Raw genomic sequence first — 23,173 nt, 5'->3', positions numbered from 1 at the left:
CCGGGTCAGTAGGTGCGAGAAGGCGCTTGGGGCGCTTCGAGAGGGCGATAGCGGGCCAGGTTGGCCAGCGCCGCCTGGCGGAACAGGCTGATGTCGATGCCGACGGCGACGAACTGGCAACCCCAGTCGCGATAGCGTCGGGCATCGTCTTCCTGGGGCGCCAGGATCCCGGCCACCTTGCCGGCCGCGCGGGTGGCGTCGATGGCGGCGCGGATGCGCGCCTGCACCTCGGGGTGGCCCGGATTGCCGGCATGGCCCAGGCCGCTGGAGAGGTCGGCCGGGCCGACGAAGACGGCGTCCACGCCCTCCACCGCGGCGATCTCGGCGACGTTGTCGCTGCCCAGCCGCGATTCCACCTGGACGATCAGGCACAGCTCGGTATGGGCGGTGTGCAGGTAGTCGGGTACCGCGTCCCAGCGGGTGGCGCGGGCCAGGCCGCCGCCAACGCCGCGGATGCCGTGGGGGGGATAGCGCATGGCCCGCACCAGGGCGCGGGCCTGGTCGGCGGTCTCCACCATGGGCACCATCAGCGTCTGCACGCCGATGTCCAGCAACTGCTTGATCAGCACCGCGTCACCGGTGACGCAGCGTACCACCGGCGCCGTGGGGTAGGGCGCCACCGCCTGCAACTGGGCGAGGATGCTCGGCACCGTGTTGGGCGCGTGCTCGCCGTCGATCAGCAGCCAGTCGTAGCCGGTGCCGGCGGCGATCTCGGCGGCATAGCCGGTGGCGAATCCGGCCCAGAGGCCATAGAGGGTATCGCTGCCCGTGAGGCGGGCCTTGAAGGGATTGAGTGGCAGGTCCATGACGGTGGTCTCCAAAGGGAATCAGGAAGGGGTGTCGGGCAGGCGCACCAGCAGGCCATAGCTCAGGGCGCCGGCCACCGCGACCGCGGCGGCGATGCCGAGGGCGAGGCCGAAGGAGCCGGTCTGCTGGACGATCATGCCGGTGATGACCGGGGCGAAGGCGCCACCGAAGTAGCCACCGAAGTTCTGGATGCTGGCCAGCGAGGCCACCTGGTGCGAGGGCACGGCGACGCTCACCAGCGACCAGGTGCCGGCCACCGCCACATTGAGGCTGAACAGCGCCAGGCTGAAGCAGAGGATGACGCTGCCGATGCCGGTCACCCCGGCGCTGCACAGGGCGAACAGCCCGGCCGCGGCCAGACCGCCGCAGATCGGCAGCTTGCGACTGAAGGCAAGGCTGCGCCCGCTGCGGGTCAGGCGATCCACCAGCAGGCCACCGCCGATCACGCCACAGGCGCCGGCCAGGAACGGCAGGCTGGCGACCCAGCCGGCCTGGGACAGGGACAGGTGATGGACCCGTTCCAGGTAGGCCGGTAGCCAGGTCAGGAACAGCGACAGCATGTAGATGATGCCCACGTAGCCGATCACCACGCCCCAGGTCAGGCGGCGGCGGAACAACCCCAGCCAGTCGGCGAAGGTCAGCCGCTGGCCGGCGTCCTGGGGGGGTAGCCCGGCATCCAGGTGCGCCCGCTCCGCGGCGTCCAGCACCACCTGCACCCGATCGCGATAGCTCAGGTACCAGAGCGCCGCTACCAGAACGCCGAGCACGCCCATGGCGATGAACATCTGCCGCCAGCCCAGCCACAGCAGCAGGGCAGTGAGGATCGGCTGGGAGATCGCCGGCCCCAGCGAGGAGGAGAGGTTGAAGATGCCGGAGGGCAGGCCGCGCTCGCGCACGTTGAACCATTCGCTGACCACCTTGGCTCCGGCGGGGAATTGCGGCGCCTCACCGATGCCCAGGCCGACGCGGGCCAGGATCATCAGGTGCAGGCTGCCGAGCAGCCCGAGCACGCCCTGGGCGAGCGACCACAGGCAGATGCCCAGACCCAGGGTCAGGCGCGCGCCGAAGCGATCCAGCAGGCCGCCAATGGGCAGCTGGGCGAAGGCATAGGCCCAGGCGAAGGCCGATAGCAGCAGGCCCATCTCGGTCGGCGTGAAGCCCAATTCGCCGCTGATGGTCTGGTTGGCGATGGCCAGGGTACTGCGGTCCAGGTAGTTGACGAAGCCCGCCAGCACCAGCAGCGCCAGGGCGATCACCTGGACCCGCTTGAGGCGAGCGCTCTTGGGTGGCAGCGGCGTCGCCGCGGGGCGGGCATCCGCCACGGGTGCCGCCAGGGTGTCTTGGGTCGCTTTCATCCAGCCCTCCGGGGCAACGCCTCAGTGGCGATAGGGACGTTCCAGGGCGCACTCCGGATTGAGGCGCACGCCGAAGCCGGGCCGATCCAGCGCCGAGGCGCGCATGCGGCCGCGCACCGGAACGGGTTCGTCGAGCAACTGCGGATGGAACATGGGCACCACCTCGTCGGCCTTGGGCGCCATCATCAGGAACTCGGCGAAGGGACTGTTGGTACGGGTGATGACGAAGTGGTAGCTGTAGACCGAGGAGCCATGGGGCACCACCAGGGCGTTGTGGGCATCGGCCAGGGCCGAGATGCGGATCAGCTCGGTGAGGCCGCCGCACCAGCCGACGTCCGGCTGGAGGATGTCGCAGCAACCCATCTCCAGCAGCAGGCGGAAGCCCCAGCGGGTGGCCTCGTGCTCGCCGGTGGTGACCAGCATGCCCTTCGGCACATTGCGTTTGAGTTCGGCATAGCCCCAGTAGTCGTCCGGCGGCAGCGCCTCCTCGATCCACTTGAGGCCGTACTGCTGGGCGCCCTGGGCCAGGCGGGTGGCGTAGTTGAGGTCCAGGCTCATCCAGCAGTCGAGCATCAGCCAGAAGTCGTCGCCGACCCGCTCGCGCATGGTCGCCAGTGCCTCCAGGTTCTTGCGCAGGCCTTCCTCGCCTTCGGCCGGGCCGTGCTGTAGCGGCAGCTTGCCGCCGATGAAGCCCATCTCCTTGGCCAAGTCCGGCCGGGCGCCGGTGGCATAGAACTGCAATTCGTCACGCACCGCGCCGCCGAGCAGCTGGTGCACCGGCTCCTGGCGCAGCTTGCCGAGCAGGTCCCAGAGCGCGAGATCCACCCCGGAAATGGTGTTGAGCACGATGCCCTTGCGCCCGTAATAGAGGGTGGAGAGATACATCTGGTCCCAGATCTTTTCCAGGTCGGTGACCTTGGCCCCCTCCAGGAAGCGCGCCAGGTGCCGCTCGACGATGAAGGCACCCAGCTCGCCGCCGGTGGTGACGGCGAAGCCCACGGTGCCGTCGCTGGCCTCGACTTCCACCACCAGGGTGCCCAGCACATTGATGCCGAAGCTGCGGCGACTCTGACGGTATTCCGGGTATTTGGCCATGGGCGTGGCGATGTGGTCGTCGATCCAGTGGCCGTCGCCCTGGTCGTGGTAGTCGGCGCCGCCGCCGCGGAGGGTGTGGGCGCGCACCTGCTTGATGGTGGGTAGGGTCATGGCGAAGCTCCCTTAATGACTGGGCGTGAGCTGGGGTTGGGGATCGGCCTGGTCGCGGCGGCGCAGGCCGAGGATCAGGGCGGCGGCCACCAGGGTGGTGCCGGCGAGCAGATAGAGGCCGGCGCCGGGGTGGGCGAAGGTCGTCTCGGCCCAGCGCTTGGCGAGGGGGGCGATGAAGCCGCCGATGGCGCCGCAGGTATTGATCAGGGCGATGCCGCCCGCGGCGGCGCTACCGCGCAGCTGATCGGACGGAAAGGTCCAGAACAGCGGCTGCACCGCGATGAAGCCGGCGGCGGCAAAGCACAGGGCGAGCAGCGCATAGAGCGGCGAGAAGGTCACCGAGGCGGCGATGCCCAGGCCGGAAATGGCCAGGGTGGCGGCCGCGGTGCGGCGGCGTTCGCCGGTGCGATCCGACCAGCTGGGGATCAGCCAGGCGGCGAGCAGGGCGCACACCCAGGGAATCGCCGAGACCAGGCCGACCAGCAGCCCGACCTTCTGCCCGAGCAGCCCGGCCACCTGGGTCGGCAGGTAGAAGACCACGCCATAGACGCTGGCCTGGATCAGCAGGTAGATGCTGCACAGCAGGAGGATGCGCGGCTGACCGAGCAGGCGCAGCAGCCCGCCGTGGTGCGGCTTGGCGGCGTCCTCGGCCTCCAGCGCCTGTTGCAGCGCCTGCTTTTCCGCGTCGCTCAGCCAGCGGGCATCGCGCGGCCGGTTGTCCAGGTAGAACCAGGCCCAAACACCCACCAGGCTGGCCAGCACCCCTTCGACCAGAAACATCCACTGCCAGCCATGCAGACCGCCGAAGCCGTCGAATTCCAGCAGCAGGCCCGACAGCGGACTGCCGAAGATGAAGGCCAGGGGCGCGCCGAAGTAGAAGAAGCCCAGCGCCCGGGCGCGGTAGCGCGAGGGGAACCAGTAGGTGAGGTAGAGGATGACGCCAGGGAAGAAGCCGGCTTCGGCCACGCCGAGCAGGAAGCGCAGCACATAGAAGGCGGTCGCCGTGTGGGCGAACATCATGGCGGCGGAGATCAGGCCCCAGCTGACCATGATCCGGCACATCCACAGTCGGGCGCCGACGCGGTGCATGATCAGGTTGCTGGGTATCTCGAGAAAGGCGTAGCCGACGAAGAAGACCCCGGCGCCAAAGGCGAAGGCCGCGTCGGAGATGCCGGTATCGGCCTGGAAGGCGACCTTGGCGAAACCCACGTTGGCCCGGTCGAGAAAGGCCATGACGTACATCAGCAGCAGGAAGGGCAGCAGGCGCCGGGTGACCTTGGCGACCAGCCCCGGTGACAGGGTGGTGTGCATGGCGATCTCTCTTGTTGTTGTGATTCGGCCACGGCTCAAGGTAGTCGCAGTTGCAATGCCTGGATAATCGCTTTTTGTTTAGGACCGATACCCTTAAGGTATCGGTACGCGTCGGCGGCCTGGCCAGAGCCATCGAGCCCTGCCGGCCGCGTCCGCTCGCGCCACCAGGATGCCGCCGATGAACGCTTCCCCCCATGCCCGCGCGCTGTTTGGTCGGCTGCGCTACAAGCATCTGCTGATGCTGGTGACCCTGGCCGGGACCCGCAATCTGCACCGCGCCGCGGAAGCCCTGCACATGTCGCAGCCGGCCACCACGCGGATGCTGCAGGACGTGGAGGAAGCCTTTGGCTGCGTGCTGTTCGAGCGTCAGGCGCGGGGACTGACACCCACGGCGCTGGGCGTGGAGATCATCGAATTCGCCCGGCGTGCCCTCAATGGCCTGGATCGCTGCGCCGAAGACCTCGATGCGCGCCGCTCCGGCGGTTATGGGCATCTGGCGGTGGGGGCCATCATGGGTGCCTTGCCCGATCTGGTGGTGCGCGCCATCGCCGCGAGCAAGGCGCGCCAACCCGGCCTGCAGTTGCGCATCCTTGGTGATACCAGCGACCAGCTCACCGAACTGCTGGAACAGGAGCGGATCGATGTGGCCATCGCCCGTTTCACCCAACCTGCCGATCTCGGTCGCTTCACCTTCGAGCCGCTGGGCAACGAGCATCTGGCGGTGGTGGTCCGTACCGGGCATCCCCTGACCGATCGCGCGCCACCCGACCTGGCCGAGCTGGTGGCGGACTGGCCCTGGATCCTGCAGCCCGAAGCCAGTCCGGCCCGGGTGGCGCTGGAGGCGGCCTTCGCCCGGCGCCAGCTGCCACCCCCGGCCGACGTCATCGAATGTGGCTCGGTGTTCGCCATGCTGCAGCTGGTGCAGATCACCGACGCCATCCTGGTGCTGACCGAGGCGGTGGTGCGCGATCACCTGCGTACCGCGCTGGTGGTCTCGCTCGACCTGGAAATCACCGAACCCCTGACACCCTTCGGGATCCTGCTGCGCACCGGCCAGGTACCCAGCGCGGCGCTGGAGGGCTTTCTTGGCCTGCTCAGACGCCAGGCCGCGGGCACCACCGTCTGAGCGCCGTCCTAGCTTGCGCCGTCGCCCTTGTATGGCGAGAAATATTTTCGCTGTCCCTGTTGTTTCTTCCCTGCTAAATCAGTATCTTAGCGCCCGCTGGTGCCGAGAACCCCGCTGAACGGGTTCTCGGCAAAGGCCAGCAGGATGCCGCAAGGCTTCCATGCGCAGCGGTAGTTCAGTCGGTTAGAATACCGGCCTGTCACGCCGGGGGTCGCGGGTTCGAGTCCCGTCCGCTGCGCCACATACCGCCCGTGAGCTCTGCCTCGCGGGTAACGAAAGAAGCGGCCCTAGAGGCCGCTTTTTTTCGTCTTGCATTTTTGTCGCCAAGTCTTGCCGCCGGGAAACCCCAACGCTTCGGTAGCCTCCAATGGCTATCATCGATGCGCGGGAATGGCCATGAAGATCGCCTGTCTGGGTTGGGGTTCATTGATCTGGAAGGCGGCGGAATTGCCGGTCGCCTCGGACTGGTTCGTCGACGGACCCTGGTTGCCCATCGAATTCGCCCGGGAGGGCGACAGCGGCGAGTTGGCCACGGTCATCTGCGAGGGCGTGGCCGAGGTCCAGGTGCTCTGGGCCTATCTGGCGGTCGACACCCTGGATGAGGCGCGCGAAGCCTTGCGCGAGCGCGAAGGGGTACCGCGGGAACAGCTCGAATGCATCGGCAGCTGGCCAAGCGGCCCGCACTCGCCGTTCCAGCAGCGCATCGCCGCCTGGGCCGCGGAGCAGGGTGTCGATGCTGTGGTCTGGACCGCCTTGCCACCGCGCAGCGGCGGCCTCAATCAGCGCATGCCTACGGCGGAGCAGGCGCTCGACTACCTGCGCAAACTCGACCACGAGCGGCAGGCGCATGCGCGAGACTATATTCGCCGGACGCCGGTCACCATAGACACCGAATACCGGCGGGTAATAGCGCGGACGTTCAACTGGCAGCCCGTGCCCGAGGCGCAACCAGATCTGGATGCATCCGCCTGAGGGGTATGCCAGAGCGCTTCGCGAAGTCAAAACCTTCACGTTTCGCCAACTTCTGCATGCTTATGCAGTTGAACTGGGGGTTTGTATCCCCTTGGCAGCTCTTCGATGGATTCGGTTACTGGACGGTTACTTGCGAAGATGCCTCTCAGGACCTTGTTGGCGTCAATTCTCCGGCTTGGCTTAAGGTTTTCTTAATATGCAAACTTGCCGTCGCAAGAAGTGCTCGCTATTTTTTCAAAAGGATTACTTGTCACTGGCATCCGGGGCATCAATCCTTTATCTTCGCGTGCAACTTTCGCTTGCGGGCGAAGTTTCCAGTAGCCTTTTCAGATAGTCGCCAGGAGTGCCCATGTCCCGCCTCGCCGAATTCCGTGCTGCCGAAGAGCAACTTCGCGCCCAACTGCAACTGCTCGAAGATCTCAAGCAAGACAGTTCCCTGCAGAAAGAAATCGAGTTCGAAAGTAAGCTCCAGGCGCTGATGGATGAATATCACATGAACCTGGGTGATATCATCGGCATTCTGGATCCCAACGCTGCCCCCAAGCACAAGGCGCAGACGCCGCATCCGGAAAAGCCGGCTGGCAAGCGTCGTCCGCGCAGCACCAAGCGTTATCAGCATCCCAAGACCGGCGAAATCATCGAAACCAAGGGCGGCAATCACAAGTTGCTCAAGGCCTGGAAAGCCGAACACGGCGCCGATACCGTGGAAGGTTGGCTGCAGTAACGCCTTGCCTGGATTTCGGTCGGTAGCTGCGCAAGGCAGACCTATCGACCGGAATCCTTTTCCCGCTGCTGCACTCTTGGCGGATCCTGCAATCTCGCCACATTCAAGCCCATACCAGGGACGATGGTTTTTCTGGCCTATCTCTAACCGCGGCTGCCACTGCATTCATCATATCTTTTAATTCCCCGCGCGTTCATAAGGGAGGCCAACGCCAGCCGGACTTATGTTGATGGTCAAGGACGGGGTCATGATGGGGACGCTGGCTTATTTCCGCACTGGGCGAGCGGCATTCAGCCCAGGACGGCTAACCTTCGACGCGCAGGCGATAACCCACGCCGGGTTCCGTGACGATATAGCGCGGCGCCAGCGGATCATCCGCCAACTTCTGCCGAAGATGGCCAACCACGATGCGCAGATAATGACTGTCTTGCGCATGGGTCGGCCCCCAGATATCGATCAGCAATTGCCGCTGGGTCACCACTCGTCCCGGATGGTGGGCGAGGGCGGCCAGCACGGCGTATTCCTTGCGCGTCAGGGCCACTTCGCTGCCGCCCAGCGTGACCCGCCGATAGGCGAAGTCCACTCGCAGATTGCCAACCTCCAGCGCCGCGGCCTGCTGGGTCGCCGTGGTCGGGGTCTGCCGCAGCAGGGCGCGACTGCGGGCCAGGAATTCCTGGATACCGAAGGGCTTGGTCACGTAGTCGTTGGCGCCGGCATCCAGGGCGCGCACCTTCTCGCGCTCGTCCGCCCGCACCGACAGCACCAGCACCGGGACCGTGGACCATTCGCGCAGGTCGACCAGCACATCCTGACCGTCACGATCGGGCAGGCCCAGGTCGAGGATGACCAGATCCGGCTGGCCCAGCGCCGCCTGGGCCAGGCCTTCGGCGCCGGTGGCGGCTTCGCTGACCTGGTAGCCCTGGGCCGCCAGGCTGATGCGCAGGAATTTGCGGATCTGGGGTTCATCGTCGATGACGAGGACGTGAGCGGGCATCTGAGCGGGTTCCACACGAGAAGGCGTCATCATAGCCGCAGCGCTTGCCGGGTGGCCTGGCCTTATTCGGCCGGGGGGGCGGGCAATGGCAGGTGCATACGCAGTGTGGTGCCGCGCCCGTCGAGGCCGTCTTCCACGCTGACCCGTCCGCCATGGGCGCCGACCATGCCCTGGCAGATCGCCAGCCCCAGACCGGTCCCCTGGCCACCCCGATCGCCGCGCGCGGCGGTATAGAACATGTCGAAGATCCGCGTGCGGTCCTCGGGTGGAATGCCCGGGCCTTCATCGGCCACGGCCATCTGCAGCTCATTGTCCTGGCGCAGCAGGCTGATTTCCAGCCGTCCGCCGGGTGCGGAGAAGCGGATGGCGTTCTCCAGCACATTGACCAGCGCCTGCTCGATCAGCGCCGGATGAACCCAGAGCAGCGGCAGCCCCGGCTCGATCCGGGTGGCTACCCGCAACCCGGTCATTAGCGGCTGCAGGCGTTGCAGGGCGCTGGCCAGGATGTCGCCAGGATCGACCCAGTCCCGCGCCAGCTGCAGGCTGCCGTGGCCCAGGCGGGTCATGTCGAGCAGATTCTGGATATAGCGATCGAGGCGTTCGGCCTCCTGGCGGGTGGCGTCCAGCAACTCCTGGCGATCGCTGGCGGGAATGGCTTCGCCCAGGGTCGCCAGCGCATCGATGGAGCCGCGCATCACCGTTAGCGGCGTGCGCAGGTCATGGGACACCGAGGCGAGCAGGGCGCTGCGCAGCTGTTCGGTCTCGCCATGCAGGCGCGCGGCTTCCAGATCCTCGCTGAGGCGTACCCGCGCCAGGGCCTGGGCCAGCGGCTGCGCCAGACTGGCCAGCTGGCGACGCTCGGCGTGCTCCAGCGGCTGGGCATCGTCGCGCCGTACGCCGAGGACGGCCAGGCTGCCACCCTCGCCTAGCAGCGGCCACCACCACCAGCCACCGGAGGGCAGGGTGTCGGTGCCGCACCCGGCCGGCTTTTCCTGCTTCCAGGCCCATTCGGCGGCGATGCGTTCGTGGTCGGCCAGGAGCAGATCGCCCGGCTGGGTCAGCAGCTGCCCCGCCTTTTCCGGCAGCAGCAGGCAGATGTGGCGAGTCGCATCGCCCAGTTGCTTGAGGGTGACGCTGACCACCGCCGGACGATCGCTGGCGGCGCTCAGCTGGCGGGTGAAGTCCAGCAGCGCCAGGGTCTCGCGCTGGGTCCGGCGCAGTGCCTGCAGCTGGCGACGCTGGCGGGCGGCCAGGTCACCGGTGAGCAGGGCCATCAGCAGGAAGAAGGCCAGGGTGAGGACGTCCTGCTCGCGGTTGATGGTCAGCGAGAAGGCCGGCGGGATGAACAGGAAATCATAGGCGAGAAAGCCCAGCAGGGCGCAGAACAGCGCCGGGCCGCGGCTGCTGCGCACCGCCACCAGCAGGACGGCCGCAAGAAAGACCAGCGAGATATTGGGCAGTTCCAGCAGCCCGGACAGGCCCTCGGCGATGGCCGCGGCCACGGCGGTGGCCAGGACGGCGGCGCCATAGGGACCGGGCCTGAGCGCCCGGCGCGGCCGGGCGGCGGGAGGCGCGTCGCGATCCAGATCGAGGATGGCGATCTCCAGCCCCTGGGCCAGGCGCAGCAGGCGACTGGCCAGACGGCGCCGCAGGCTGAAGCCGCGCGGACGGCCGCGACCGATCAGCAGCACGCTGGCGCGCTGGTCGCGGGCATGGCGGACCAGGGCGCGGGCCGGATCGCTGTCGCGCAGGGTCAGCACCTCGCCACCCAGGCGTTCGGCCAGCCGCTGGCTGGCCTGGAGGTTGGCGCGGGCGGTATCGTCCAGCGGCCGGCCGGTATCGACGTGGACCAGGGTCCAGGGCAGGTGGCGCTGGTCGGCGAGACGGCTGGCATGGCGCACCAGGCGCTCTGCCGAAGGCGCGGTGCCGGCACCGACGATGAGGCGCCCCAGCAGCGGTGGCGCGGCCTGGCCCTGCTGGCGATATCTCAGGGCGAGCGCCGAGTCCACCTGGGCAGCGGCGGTGCGCATGGCCAGTTCGCGCAGGGCGGTCAGATTGGTCTGGCTGAAAAAGGCATCGATGGCCGCGCGCGCCTGCTCGGGCACATAGACCTTGCCCTCGCGCAACCGCTCCAGCAGTTCTCGCGGCGGCAGGTCGATGAGCACCAGGTCATCGGCATCGAGCAGCACCTGGTCCGGCACCGTCTCGCGCACCTGGACGCCGGTGATGTCGCGCACCTCGTCGTTGAGGCTTTCCAGGTGCTGGACATTGACCGTGGTGTAGACGTGGATGCCGGCGGCGAGCAGGTCTTCGACGTCCTGCCAGCGCTTGGCATGGCGACTGCCGGGGGCGTTGCTGTGGGCCAGTTCGTCGACCAGCACCAGTTCCGGCGGATCGGCCAGCAGGCCTTCCAGGTCCAGTTCGGTGAGCTTGAGGCCGCGGTGCTCGACCCGCCGCAGCGGGTGCTGCGGCAGGCCGGCGAGAAGGGCGGCGGTTTCCCGCCGCCCATGGGTTTCGACGATCCCGGCGCGCACCCGGCGGCCCTGGCGCAGCGCGGTCTGGGCTGCCTGCAGCATAGCGTAGGTCTTGCCTACGCCAGGCGCCGCCCCCAGGAAGACCTTGAGGCGCCCGCGGCCTTCGCGGTGTTCGGCGAGCAGCGCCTCGGCGCGCCCGGTGCTGTCGGTCATGGAGCCAGTTCCGCGAGGGCCAGATTGAGAAGCAGGACATTAACCGTTGCCGGGCCGAAGCGCGAGGTGCGCGTCTGCTCGCTCACCAGGGCGTCCAGACGCTCCGCGGCCAGGCCGCGCGCGGCGGCGACGCGGGCGATCTGATAGCGGGCGCCGGCCGGGGTAAGGTCCGGATCGAGGCCGCTGGCGGAGGTGGTCACCAATTCCTGCGGCACCGGGCCCTGGCCGGCCATCTGAACGTCGGGCAGCGTCTTCTCGATCCGTTCGCGCAGCCCCGGCGCCGATTGGGCCAGGTTGCTGGCGCTGCTGGAGACGGTGGCGTAGTCGCCGGCCGAAGGGCGCGGCTGGAACCACTCGGGGCCGGTGAATTTCTGGGCGATCAGGCGCGAGCCGAGGACGCTGCCGTCGGCGCGCTGGATCAGGCTGCCACCGGCCTGGTCGGCGAACAGCACCTGGCCGAGCACCGTCACCAGCAGCGGGTAGGCGCCCCCGGTCAGGGCGCTGAGCAGCAGGAGCATCAACACGGCGGAACGCAATTGCATGAGCATGGCGGTCTCCTCAGACCAGACCCAGGGCGCCGAGCGCCAGGTCGATAGCTTTGATGCCGACGAAGGGCACGACGATACCGCCCAGACCATAGATCAGCAGGTTGCGGCGTAGCAGGGCGGCGGCGCTGGCGGCCTTGACCCGGACCCCGCGCAGCGCCAGGGGAATCAGCGCGACGATGATCAGGGCGTTGAACACGATGGCCGAGAGGATGGCGCTCTGCGGACTGGCCAGGTGCATCACGTTGAGTACGTTGAGCTGCGGATAGATGCCGGCGAACAGCGCGGGCAGGATGGCGAAGTACTTGGCCACGTCGTTGGCCACCGAAAAGGTGGTCAGGGCGCCACGGGTCACCAGCAGTTCCTTGCCCACCTGCACCACGTCGAGCAGCTTGGTGGGGTCCGAATCCAGGTCGACCAGATTGGCGGCCTCGCGGGCGGCCTGGGTGCCGTCGTTCATCGCCATGCCCACATCGGCCTGGGCCAGCGCCGGGGCGTCGTTGGCGCCGTCGCCGCACATGGCCACCAGCTTGCCCTCGGCCTGTTCGCTGCGGATGCGCTCCAGCTTCTTTTCCGGGGTGGCTTCGGCGATGACGTCGTCCACCCCGGCCTCGGCGGCGATGGCGGTGGCGGTCAGGGGGTTGTCGCCGGTCACCATCACGGTGCGGATGCCCAGGGTGCGCAGCTCGGCGAAGCGCTCGCGAATTCCCGGCTTGACCACGTCCTTGAGGTGGATGGCGCCCAGCAGCCGACCTTCGCCGCAGACCAGCAGCGGGGTGCCGCCACTCTTGGCGATGGTTTCGATCTCCCGGGCCAGCACCTCCGGCAGATCGGCGCGGGTCTGGCCGAGAAACATCAGCACGGCATCCACCGCACCCTTGCGATACGCGCGGCCCTGCCAGTCGATGCCCGACAGGCGCGTCTCGGCGCTGAAGGGAATGGGCGTGACCTGGGCGCGCGGCGGCTCCTGCAGCGGGTGCAGGTTGCGCAGGTATTCCACCACCGAGCGGCCTTCCGGGGTTTCGTCGGCCAGGGAGGCATAGAGGGCGCCCTCGGCCAGGGCCTTGGGGGTAATGCCCTGGGCCGCGTACAGGGCGCTGCAGCGGCGGTTGCCGAAGGTGATGGTGCCGGTTTTGTCCAGCAGCAGGGTATGGACGTCACCGGCGGCTTCCACGGCGCGCCCCGAGGTGGCGATCACGTTCAGCCGCACCAGGCGATCCATGCCGGCGATGCCGATGGCCGAGAGCAGGCCGCCGATGGTGGTGGGGATCAGGGTCACCAGCAGCGCCACCAGGAACAGCAGCGGCAGCTCGCCACCGGCCAGGGCGGCGAAGGGCTGCAGGGTCACCACCACCAGCAGGAAGATCAGCGTCAGGCCGATCAGCAGGATGTCCAGGGCGACCTCGTTGGGGGTCTTCTGGCGCTTGGCGCCTTCCACCAGGGCGATCATGCGGTCCAGGGTCGATTCGCCGGGGTTGGCGGTGATGCGCACCCGGATCCAGTCCGACACCACCCGGGTGTTGCCGGTGACGGCCGAGCGATCGCCGCCGGATTCGCGGATCACCGGCGCCGACTCACCGGTGATGGCCGCCTCGTTGACCGCGGCCACGCCCTCGATGATCTCGCCGTCACCGGGGATCAGCTCGCCGGCTTCCACCCGCACGATCTGGCCCTTGCGCAGCGAGCTGGCCGGCACCATGCGGTGCTCGCCGTTTTCCTCCAGGCGCGCGGCAAGGTTCTGGCCGATGCCCTTGAGACTGTCGGCGCGTGCCTTGCCTCGCCCCTCGGCGAGGGCTTCGGCGAAGTTGGCGAACAGCAGGGTGAACCACAGCCAGAGGGTGATCTGCACCGCCACCCCGGTGCTCACGCCATTGCTGGGCGCCAGGCACAGCAGGGTGGAGAACAGCGCGGTGATCTCCACCACGAACATCACAGGCGAGCGGACCTGCTGGCGCGGGTCGAGCTTGACGAAGGCCTGCCGCAGCGCCTGGCGCCACAGGGTGCCAGGGGTAGGAGTGGGCAGGGTGTGGGTCTGGGCATCCATTTCAGCGGACTCCGAACAGTTGCAGATGGTCGGCGATCGGCCCCAGGGCGAGCGTCGGCAGGAAGGTCAGGCCACCCACCAGCAGCAGGGTGATCACCAGCAGGGTGACGAACAGCGGGCCGTGGGTGGGGAAGCTGTTGGGGCCGAGCGGCACGGGGCGCTTGGCGGCCAGGCTCCCGGCGATGGCCAGGACCGGCAGGATGTAGCCGAAGCGACCGATCAGCAGAGCCAGGCTGAGCATCAGGTTGTGGAAGGGCGTATTGGCGCTGAAGCCGCCGAAGGCCGAGCCGTTGTTGGCCGTGGCCGAGGTATAGGCATAGAGCAGCTGGCTGAAGCCATGGGGACCCGTGGCGGCGATCCCGGCGACGCCAACCGGGACGCTGGCGGCGATGGCGCCCAGCACCAGCACGCCCAGCGGCATGACCAGCAGGGTCGCCACCAGCAGCCGCACCTCGGGGGCCTCCAGCTTCTTGCCCAGGTATTCCGGGGTGCGGCCCACCATCAGGCCGGCGATGAAGACGGCGATCAGCACATTGAGCAGCATGCCGTAGAGGCCGGCGCCGACGCCGCCGAAGATCACCTCGCCGAGCATCATGTTGAACAGCGCGACCAGGCCGGTCAGCGGCGCCAGGCTGTCATGCATGGCGTTCACCGAACCGTTGGACGCGGCCGTGGTGACCGTCGCCCAGAGGGCCGACGCGGTACCGCCGAAGCGGGTCTCCAGACCTTCCAGGGAAGCCCCCTGGGTGATCGCCAGGCCGGCCAGCGCGGGGTTGGCGTGGTTCTGGGCACCGATGGCGACAGCGCCTCCGATCACCAGCAGGCCGAACATGGCGGCGAAGATCGCCCAGCTCTGCCGTCGATCCTTGACGTAGTGGCCGAAGCTGAACACCAGGGCCGCCGGAATCATGAGGATGGCCGACAGCTCCAGCAGATCGCTCAGCGCCGTGGGGTTCTCGAAGGGGTGCGCCGAGTTGACGCCAAAGAAGCCGCCTCCGTTGGTGCCCAGCTGCTTGATGGCGATCTGGCTGGCAGCCGGACCCAGCGGCAGGGTCTGGGTCGCGCCCTGCAGGGTGGTGGCATCGACATAGCTCGCGAAGGTCTGGGGCACGCCCTGCCAGATCAGCAGCAGTGCCAGGGGCACGCACAGCGGCAGCAGCACATAGAAGGTCGCGCGGAACAGGTCGGCCCAGAAGTTGCCGATTTCCCGGGCGCTGCGGCGGGTGATGCCGCGGGCCAGGGCGGCAAGCACGGCCACGCCCCACCGCGGCGCTGACGAAATTCTGCACGCCCAGGCCGACCATCTGGCTGAAATAGCTCAGCGAGGCTTCGCCGCCGTAGGCCTGCCAGTTGGTGTTGGTGACGAAACTGATGGCGGTGTTCAGCGCCAGGGTCCATTCCAGGCCGGGCAGCTGCTGCGGATTGAGCGGCAGACTGCCCTGCAGCACGAGGATGGCGAACAGCAGCCCGATGCCCAGCCCATTGAACAGTACCAGGGCGATGGCATAGGTGCGCCAGTCCTGGCCGCGGCCATCGGTGCCCACCGCCTTGAGGGTCAGGCGCTCCAGGGGCCCGCCGACAAAGGTCAGCCAGGTCCGTTCGCCTTCCAGCGCACGGTAGAAGTAGCGCCCCAGGAAGGGCGCGGGAAGAAAGGTCATGGCCAGGAAGGCCAGGATCAGGAACGCGGCTTGGCTGTCCATGCCGCCTCCCTAGGACCGGCCGGCGCGTAGCAGCGCCGCCAGCAGATAGACGAACAGACCCAGTGCCAGGAGCAGGGCCAGAAGATTCCAGGGGGTCATCACGAGTTCTCCATAGACGGCCGTTGCCGCGTGGAGAAATTGTCGGGAGGAGGGGCGTAAAGAAGCGAGGCGGGGAGCGGTGGCGGGGCGTAAAGAAAGCGTTAAATCGGCCTCGCCCGCCAGTGCGGACGAGGCCTGGGGATTATTGCTTGGGCGCGGCCTGCTGTTCTTCCTTGGCCTTCTTGTTGGCCTCGTGGTGACCGATGGCGCAGCCCGCGGCGGCACCGGCAACGCCGTGACCGCCGGCGACATGGCCCGCGGCGCCGCCGACCACGGCGCCCTTGACGCAACCGGCGGCGAAGGTGGCTTGGCTGGCGCCGAGCAGCAGAACAGACAGGGCAAGGGTAGGCAGGAGCTTCATGGTGGCGACCTCTCGTGGGTGCGAAGTAATGTCCTGTAACAATTGACCCGGCAAGGCTCCGGGGGTTCGCCGCCTTGTGCAAATCTTCCCTGGACAGGCCGCAGGCCAGAGCCAGCCCGGACGACAGGCTACTGGTGCGGCGCCTGGTGCAGCACGGCCCAGAAAGCCGGTTTCGGCCGCTGCTGGCGATCGAACAGCAGCGGCTGGTCGTCCCCGGGCGCCCCGGGCTCGTGGTTCAGCCAGCTGTGATCATCGGCCACGCCCCACCAGGTCACCGCGGTGACCTCGGGATGGGCCAGCACCAGGGCCATGAGGTCGCGATAGCGCTCGGCCTGCAGGTTCAGGCGCTGCGCCAGTGGCTGCTGCGGCTGGTAGTCGTGATGCTGATAGAGGCTCATGTCCAGCTCGGTGAGCTGGTTTTCCAGTCCGAGGCGGGCGAAGGTGCCGAGCGACTGATCGATGGCCGCCAGGGATGGCCAGTAGATGCTGATATGGGTCTGGTGGCCGATGCCCTGCACCGGCACGCCCTCTGCCAGCAGGGCCTTCACCACCCGCGCCAGGCAGTCGCGCTTGGCCGGTTCCTGGGTGTTGAAGTCGTTGATGAACAGCCGCGCCTGGGGATCGGCGGCATGGGCGGCGCGAAAGGCCACGGCCATATAGTCCGGACCGACCACCTGCAGCCAGCGATCGTCACGCAGGCAACTAGGCTGGTCGGGGTCTATGGCCTCGTTGACCACATCCCAGGCATAGACCCGTCCGCGGTAGTGGCCGACCACCGTGGCGATATGCTGCTTCAGGCGCTGCAGCACCTGCTCCCGGGTGGCTGGCTGACCCTTGGCACCCTGCCAGAACCAGTCCGGGGTGTGGCTGCCCCAGAGCAGGGTATGGCCGCGCACCGCCAGGCCGTGTTGCTCGGCGAAGGCGACGATGGCATCGGCCGGTCCGAAGTCGTAGTGGTCTTCCTGCGGATGTATACGCATCGGCTTCATAGTGTTCTCGGCCACCAGGCTGCTGAATTGCTGCGCCAACAGCACGCCATCGGGCCTAGCGAGCTGATCGGGTTCGATGGCGGCGCCTATCTTCAGGCGCCCGGCATAGGCGGCGGCCAGGGAGCGAGTGGCCGGGGCCTGGTCTGCAGCCAGCAGCTCAGCACCAGCGCTCCAGAGTCCGACAGACAGCAGCATCGCAATGAGTGGGCGCGGCATCTTCGACATTCCCTGGAGGGTGTGCGCGAGACTCTAGCATGGCCTCGCAGCGTGACTGGCGCCGCGTTCCGCATCCTGTCAGGCGTGCAGGCTACTGACTTCAGAGGAAATGGTGCGGGTGATCTTCCTGCTTGGCCTTTTCCGCCAGGTGATGGCCAATCACGCAACCGGCTACCGCACCCGCGATGGCATGGTGCCCGGCCACATGCCCGGCCACCCCGCCGACCACGGCGCCCTTGATACAACCAGCCGCCATGCTTGTTTGGCTGACAGCGAGCAGCAGAGCGGTAAGGGATAGGGCAGCAAGACGTTTCATCGTAGGTACCTCGGGTGTGATGGAGAGCCGAGGGTAAGGGCGCTTGGGTTAACTGGTGCTTAAGGCTGCCCATTGAGCGATGAACTCGGCGATCCGCTCTTCGATGCGACTCTCGACGGTGCGCAGGCGCAGGATAGAGATGCCGCTCTTGGCCAGGATGCCGTTCTTTAGCGCATCTCGCGCTGCTTGATCGGGCCGGTCATGGGAGCCGCCGTCGACCTCGATCACCCCTACCGGGATCTTACCCACGCGGAAATAGATGACGAAATCGCAACTGGCACGCGCCATGAAAGCTCGCTCGTGCTCTGTCAGGTCCGGGTTGCTCGGTACGGCGACCTGATCGAGTTTGACTTGGTCGTGGACCATCAAGGCGTGGTACGCCGGAGTAGCTAGGGCTTCGCGCAGCAACTGTGCCGCGATCTGCTCGGACTTGTAACGCGAATCCTCGGGTCGCAAGCGTGCGTTCAAGCGCGCCAGAGATTGGTCGTATTCGCGGTACAGCAGGTCGAAGGCCGACACCACTGGCGCCCGCACGATCTGTGCGTCCTGTGCGTAATAGGCGAGGTAGCGCATCAAGGCCGCGATATGCCCGTTGTGGCCGGCAAATACCGCGTCGCCCGTGACCAGGGTGAAGCGATGCTTAGCACGCGACACCGCTACGTTGATCATGCGCGGGTCATCGACGAACTCCAGCCGTTTTCGCTCTTGGTTGTAGCGCTTCTGGTCCAGGACGGTGGAGAAGACAATCTCGTCGCACTCGCGGCCCTGGAACTTGTGCACGGTGTCCTTGACGAAATCCGCCGGCAGGCGCGTGCCAGAAAGTTTGACCTGGGCCCGGAACGGCGCAATGAAACCACGTCCGTCGTCTATATCAATGGGCTTGCCCTCGTCGTCGAGCACCTTGAGCAAGGAGTCCAGTTCCCGCAGATTGGTGTTCTGGCGGGCATGATTGCCCTTGGCGGTCACTACAAGGCGCAGCGGTGCCTCTCCTTTGTCCTCGGTCATCGGCACCAGCGCGTTGTCGTAGAACTGCTGGTTGCAGAATTGGATGATCCTAGGGTGGCAGCGGTAGTGCTCTTTCAGCAGGGTCCTGGGCAGAGTCTCCTTGAACACCTTGATGCACGAATCGAGCAGGCTGTAGCGCTCGCAATCGTAGGCTTCGTTCGGTGCTGGCAGGCCCAGTTTCACCGGAATGTGCGCCAACTGGCGGTTGTCGCCGACGACGATCAAGTTCTTCGCGCAGCCCAGCGGCAAGATGCCTGGCACGATGTCTTGCAGCGAGGCCTCGTCGATGATCACGTAGTCTAGGATGGCCCCTGTCGCGATCGAATTGACAATAGAGTGCGTACCGCTGCCCAGGATCGGGAAGCGCTTCAAGAAGGCATCGAACTGTTTTCGGTAGGTCTTGGCATCGAAGCTATTCGATGGCCGAGGCAGACTTTGCAGATGTTGCTTCAGATGGCGCATCGACGAGGTTTTTAGTTCATCCAGCAAGGCAGTGAAATTGCCTCGTGCCAGAGATTCGCGGCATGCCTGCAACTCTGTAGCTTTATTCTGCAGCGCCTTCTCGTAATAGTGCATCTGCAAGCCATGAAACACGGCTAGTCTTGCATTGTCCTCGGCGATCGGCTTTGTGCGTAGGATTCGAAAGTTGAACAGCAGCTCGACGCGGTCTTTGAGGCGTAGACGCTGCTCGCCGAGATGAGCCAGATAGGCCATCAGATCTGTAGTCATGCGTGGACTCAGCCCGTGCCACGCCGGCGGGGCGGCGGATTGCACACTGTTGTCTACCTGCCACTGCTGCAGATAGCGCCGCTCGATGGCCAGCTCGTCAAGTTCGACCTGCAATTGCGCTGCCCGGTTGTGATCGTGCAGATACTGCTTCAAGCGGGCCAGTAGGGCCTGGATCTCCTCCAGCGTCGGCGCGGGCTCAAGTTCGCCGGTTGGCCACGGCGGCAGATTGGCGAAAAAAGCCTCGCGGTTGTCCTGATTGCCGAGCTTGGCGATCAAATGACCCAGGCCACATTTCTCCAGTTTCTCGTAGACGTTTTCCACCGCCGCATTGTTGTTGGACAGCACCGCCACCGTCTGTCCACGCAGCAGGATATTGGCGAGGATGTTGAGAATGGTTTGGGTCTTGCCCGTTCCTGGCGGACCCTCGATTACGCTGACCTGCGCGCGGAATGCCTGCTCCACCGCCGCGAGCTGGCTCTCGTTCAGTCCGAACGGAAAGATCAGCCCCTGGCCTGACACCAGCACGCCATTGCGCCCTGTGCAGTAGGCCTGCAAGGCCGTGTCGGCACTGGCGGGTAGTTTTCCTAGTTGACGCACGACATTGGCGTAGATAACACGGTCGTCGTCCGAGCGCGCACTCTCCTGTCGGGCATTGGCCACGGTAGTGAAATAGCGGAAGACCGGCGTGTTCTTCAGCGCTGTCGGTGTCGCAAAGCCGATGCCATCCATTTTAAAGACATAAGGTTTGGCGGCCTCCGGATAGTGCACGACGGCATACCGCTCGCCGTAGATCGTCGCCTTGGCGATGGGCGTGACGATTTTGCTGCCGGGCTTGGTCAGCAGGCTTCCGCCCACTTCGCGGGTGGGAGAAACACGGCAACAACTTAGCGGACGCGTATAGCTTTTCTTTGATGGGAAATGACACCTAAGTTGCAGGGCTGCGGACTTGTCGCACCAGTAGATCGCCCAGTCGCTGATCTGTGCGGTCTTGTCTTCGCCATCCACCTGGATCGATACCATGCGTCTCTTTCTCTGCGCGCACGATCTTCGCCGCGTCGTCACCCGAACGGTCGAAGCCCGTCATTGCTCCAATGAGAGCCTTATATTGCCTGTGTCTTTTCCCTAGTTGATAGACGTTCGTGAATCCGATGTTTTTGCCCGGCTTGCGCGGAGACAAAACAATTAACCTCTTCGCTTCATCAGAGCGTTCATAGCCCTTTGCCTCGCCTCCACGCGCTCGGACTTTTCGTACAGAGCGGCGCTAGTTCAGCGATGTGAGTACCGGAGTTGTCCTCTTAGTCCTGAAATAAAAAAACCGCCCCGAGGGGCGGTTTTTCTGTACCGAACGCTGGCGTCAGACTTCGACGGCGGCGATACGGGCTTTTTCCGCGCTTTCACGGAATTCGGCGATCTGATCGAAGCTCAGGTAGCGGTAGACGTCCGCGGCCATGCTGTCGATGCTCTTCGCGTATTCCATGTACTCCTCGACGGTGGGCAGCTTGCCCAGGATCGAGGCCACCGCTGCCAGCTCCGCCGACGCCAGGTAGACGTTGGCGCCGTCGCCCAGGCGGTTGGGGAAGTTGCGGGTGGAGGTGGAGACCACGGTGGCGTTGGCGGCCACGCGGGCCTGGTTGCCCATGCACAGCGAGCAGCCCGGCATTTCCATGCGCGCGCCGGCCTTGCCGTAGATACCGTAGTAGCCTTCCTCGGTCAGCTGGTGCTGGTCCATCTTGGTCGGCGGCGACAGCCACAGACGGGTCGGGATCGAACCCTTGACCTTGTCCAGCAGCTTACCGGCGGCGCGGAAGTGACCGATGTTGGTCATGCAGGAACCGATGAACACCTCGTCGATCTTGTCGCCGGCCACCTGGGACAGCAGGCGGGCGTCGTCCGGATCGTTCGGGGCGCACAGCACCGGCTCGTTGACCTCGGCCAGGTCGATCTCGATGACTTCGCTGTATTCGGCGTCGGCATCGGCGGCGAGCAGTTCCGGGTTGGCGATCCAGGCTTCCATGGCGCGCGCACGGCGCTCCAGGGTGCGCGGGTCACCGTAGCCTTCCTCGATCATCCAGCGCAGCAGGGTGATGTTGGACTGCAGGTACTCGGTGATGGACTCGGGCGACAGCTTGATGGTGCAACCGGCTGCGGAACGCTCGGCGGAGGCATCGGACAGCTCGAACGCCTGCTCCACGGTCAGGTCCTCCAGGCCTTCGATCTCGAGGATACGGCCGGAGAAGATGTTCTTCTTGCCCTTCTTCTCGACGGTCAGCAGACCCTTCTGGATGGCGTAGTAGGGGATGGCATGCACCAGGTCACGCAGGGTGATCCCGGGCTGCATCTTGCCCTTGAAGCGCACCAACACCGACTCCGGCATGTCCAGCGGCATGACGCCGGTGGCAGCGGCGAAGGCCACCAGACCGGAACCGGCCGGGAAGGAGATGCCGATCGGGAAGCGGGTGTGGGAATCGCCACCGGTGCCGACGGTGTCGGGCAGCAGCATGCGGTTCAGCCAGCTGTGGATGATGCCGTCGCCCGGACGCAGGGAGACACCGCCACGGGTGCGGATGAAATCCGGCAGGGTGTGGTGGGTCTTGACGTCGATGGGCTTGGGATAGGCCGCGGTGTGGCAGAAGGACTGCATCACGAGGTCGGCGGAGAAGCCCAGGCAGGCCAGGTCCTTCAGTTCGTCACGGGTCATCGGACCGGTGGTGTCCTGGGAGCCGACGGTGGTCATCTTCGGCTCGCAGTAGGTGCCGGGACGTACGCCCTCGACGCCGCAGGCCTTGCCGACCATCTTCTGCGCCAGGGTGTAGCCCTTGCTGCTCTCGGCCGGCTGGTCCGGCTTGTTGAACAGGTCGGTCGGACCCATGCCCAGTTCGGCGCGCGCCTTCTCGGTCAGGCCACGGCCGACGATCAGCGGGATACGGCCGCCGGCGCGGACTTCGTCCAGCAGCACGGGGGTCTTGAGTTCGAAGGTGGCGAGCACCTCGTCGCTGCCATGGCGGGTGACCTTGCCGGCCTTGGGATAGACGTCGATGACGTCGCCCATTTCCAGCTCCGACACGTCGAACTCGATCGGCAGGGCGCCGGCGTCTTCCATGGTGTTGTAGAAGATCGGGGCGATCTTGGAGCCGAAGCAGAAACCACCGGCGCGCTTGTTCGGCACGTAGGGGATGTCGTCGCCGAAGAACCACAGCACCGAGTTGGTGGCGGACTTGCGGGAAGAACCGGTGCCGACCACGTCACCGACGTAGGCGACCGGGAAGCCCTTGGCGCGCACTTCCTCGATCTGCTTCAGCGGACCGATGCTGCCTTGCTGCTCGGGCACGATGCCGTCGCGAGCCATCTTCAGCATGGCCAGGGCGTGCAGCGGGATGTCCGGGCGCGACCAGGCGTCGGGGGCGGGGGAGAGGTCGTCGGTGTTGGTTTCGCCCGGCACCTTGAACACGGTCAGGGTGTACTTCTCGGCGATTTCCGGACGCTTCCGGTACCACTCGCCTTCGGCCCAGGACTGCATGACGGCCTTGGCGTGGGCATTGCCGCCCTTGGCCTTTTCGGCCACGTCGTGGAAGGCGTCGAACATCAGCAGGGTGTGCTTGAGTTGTTCGGCGGCCACGGCGCCCAGTGCGGCGTCATCCAGCAGCTCGACCAGGGTGGCGATGTTGTAGCCGCCCTGCATGGTGCCCAGCAGTTCGGTGGCGCGCTGGCGGGAGATCAGCGGGGACTGGGTTTCGCCCTTGGCGACCGCGGAGAGGAAACCGGCCTTCACGTAGGCGGCTTCGTCGACGCCCGGCGGTACGCGGTTGGTAATGAGGTCGACGAGAAATTCTTCTTCGCCGGCCGGGGGATTCTTCAGCAGTTCGACCAGACCGGCCGTTTGCTCGGCGTTCAGCGGCTGGGGCACGATGCCCTGGGCGGCACGCTCTTCTACGTGGTTACGATAGGCTTCAAGCACAGGTTGACCCTCATCAGTGGTCCAATATTGCG

Annotated in this window: 17 protein-coding genes, 1 tRNA gene and 1 pseudogene; 4 read left to right on the top strand and 15 right to left on the bottom strand. The window is 66.3% G+C overall.

The window, feature by feature from the left end:
- Window positions 1-5 precede the first annotated feature (5 nt).
- From QE393_RS09225 to QE393_RS09210, 4 genes are read right to left on the bottom strand one after another with little or no spacing between them, the layout of a single operon-like run.
- A complete protein-coding gene (locus QE393_RS09225; RefSeq protein ID WP_310043098.1) occupies window positions 6-806 on the bottom strand; it encodes an HpcH/HpaI aldolase/citrate lyase family protein in 801 nt (266 codons plus the stop codon).
- A gap of 21 nt (window positions 807-827) precedes the next feature.
- Complete coding sequence (locus QE393_RS09220; RefSeq protein ID WP_183629866.1) at window positions 828-2,162, bottom strand: MFS transporter; 1,335 nt, start codon at window positions 2,160-2,162, stop codon at window positions 828-830.
- Window positions 2,163-2,183: 21 nt separating this feature from the next.
- The gene (gene rhmD / locus QE393_RS09215) at window positions 2,184-3,368 is read right to left on the bottom strand and encodes an L-rhamnonate dehydratase (protein WP_310043096.1); all 1,185 of its coding nucleotides are present in this window, start codon (window positions 3,366-3,368) and stop codon (window positions 2,184-2,186) included.
- A gap of 12 nt (window positions 3,369-3,380) precedes the next feature.
- On the bottom strand, window positions 3,381-4,679 hold the full coding sequence (locus QE393_RS09210) for an MFS transporter (protein WP_273807163.1): 1,299 nt from the start codon (window positions 4,677-4,679) through the stop codon (window positions 3,381-3,383).
- 178 nt (window positions 4,680-4,857) lie between these two features.
- Between QE393_RS09210 and QE393_RS09205 the strand changes: the two genes are divergently transcribed.
- The 4 genes from QE393_RS09205 (at window position 4,858) to QE393_RS09190 (ending at window position 7,501) form a co-directional block, all read left to right on the top strand.
- Window positions 4,858-5,805, top strand: coding sequence for a LysR family transcriptional regulator (locus tag QE393_RS09205; protein ID WP_273807164.1), 948 nt, complete (start codon window positions 4,858-4,860; stop codon window positions 5,803-5,805).
- Window positions 5,806-5,969: 164 nt separating this feature from the next.
- A tRNA-Asp gene (locus QE393_RS09200) sits at window positions 5,970-6,046 on the top strand.
- 155 nt (window positions 6,047-6,201) lie between these two features.
- A complete protein-coding gene (locus QE393_RS09195; RefSeq protein WP_273807165.1) occupies window positions 6,202-6,777 on the top strand; it encodes a hypothetical protein in 576 nt (191 codons plus the stop codon).
- Between the two features lie 349 nt (window positions 6,778-7,126).
- On the top strand, window positions 7,127-7,501 hold the full coding sequence (locus QE393_RS09190) for a histone-like nucleoid-structuring protein, MvaT/MvaU family (RefSeq protein WP_007158514.1): 375 nt from the start codon (window positions 7,127-7,129) through the stop codon (window positions 7,499-7,501).
- 304 nt (window positions 7,502-7,805) lie between these two features.
- On the opposite strand, the gene QE393_RS09185 is transcribed toward QE393_RS09190, so the two are convergent.
- From QE393_RS09185 to acnB, 11 genes and pseudogenes are all read right to left on the bottom strand, one after another.
- Window positions 7,806-8,495, bottom strand: coding sequence for a response regulator (locus QE393_RS09185; RefSeq protein ID WP_273807166.1), 690 nt, complete (start codon window positions 8,493-8,495; stop codon window positions 7,806-7,808).
- Window positions 8,496-8,557: 62 nt separating this feature from the next.
- Complete coding sequence (locus QE393_RS09180) at window positions 8,558-11,182, bottom strand: sensor histidine kinase KdpD (RefSeq protein ID WP_273807167.1); 2,625 nt, start codon at window positions 11,180-11,182, stop codon at window positions 8,558-8,560.
- On the bottom strand, window positions 11,179-11,730 hold the full coding sequence (gene kdpC, locus QE393_RS09175; protein WP_273807168.1) for a potassium-transporting ATPase subunit KdpC: 552 nt from the start codon (window positions 11,728-11,730) through the stop codon (window positions 11,179-11,181). The genes QE393_RS09180 and kdpC overlap by 4 nt, the downstream gene beginning before the upstream one ends.
- Before the next feature lie 10 nt (window positions 11,731-11,740).
- A complete protein-coding gene (kdpB, locus tag QE393_RS09170) occupies window positions 11,741-13,771 on the bottom strand; it encodes a potassium-transporting ATPase subunit KdpB (protein ID WP_273807169.1) in 2,031 nt (676 codons plus the stop codon).
- Window position 13,772: 1 nt separating this feature from the next.
- Window positions 13,773-15,471: pseudogene (gene kdpA / locus QE393_RS09165) on the bottom strand (potassium-transporting ATPase subunit KdpA).
- Between the two features lie 9 nt (window positions 15,472-15,480).
- Complete coding sequence (locus QE393_RS09160) at window positions 15,481-15,570, bottom strand: potassium-transporting ATPase subunit F (RefSeq protein WP_017640468.1); 90 nt, start codon at window positions 15,568-15,570, stop codon at window positions 15,481-15,483.
- A 142-nt stretch (window positions 15,571-15,712) separates the two neighbouring features.
- The gene (locus QE393_RS09155; protein WP_158897040.1) at window positions 15,713-15,931 is read right to left on the bottom strand and encodes a hypothetical protein; all 219 of its coding nucleotides are present in this window, start codon (window positions 15,929-15,931) and stop codon (window positions 15,713-15,715) included.
- A 128-nt stretch (window positions 15,932-16,059) separates the two neighbouring features.
- Complete coding sequence (locus QE393_RS09150) at window positions 16,060-17,136, bottom strand: endo-1,4-beta-xylanase (protein WP_310043092.1); 1,077 nt, start codon at window positions 17,134-17,136, stop codon at window positions 16,060-16,062.
- A 100-nt stretch (window positions 17,137-17,236) separates the two neighbouring features.
- Window positions 17,237-17,392, bottom strand: a complete 156-nt coding sequence (locus QE393_RS09145) for a hypothetical protein (protein ID WP_273807172.1) — start codon at window positions 17,390-17,392, stop codon at window positions 17,237-17,239.
- Between the two features lie 108 nt (window positions 17,393-17,500).
- The gene (locus QE393_RS09140; RefSeq protein ID WP_273807173.1) at window positions 17,501-20,206 is read right to left on the bottom strand and encodes an AAA domain-containing protein; all 2,706 of its coding nucleotides are present in this window, start codon (window positions 20,204-20,206) and stop codon (window positions 17,501-17,503) included.
- A 334-nt stretch (window positions 20,207-20,540) separates the two neighbouring features.
- A complete protein-coding gene (gene acnB, locus QE393_RS09135; RefSeq protein WP_273807174.1) occupies window positions 20,541-23,141 on the bottom strand; it encodes a bifunctional aconitate hydratase 2/2-methylisocitrate dehydratase in 2,601 nt (866 codons plus the stop codon).
- Window positions 23,142-23,173 lie beyond the last annotated feature (32 nt).

It is taken from the genome of Pseudomonas sp. SORGH_AS_0211 (assembly GCF_031453455.1).
Taxonomy (GTDB): domain Bacteria; phylum Pseudomonadota; class Gammaproteobacteria; order Pseudomonadales; family Pseudomonadaceae; genus Chryseomonas; species Chryseomonas aestiva.
The sequence above is the reverse complement of the archived record's forward strand: the minus strand, read 5'-3'. Positions and strand labels throughout refer to the sequence as shown.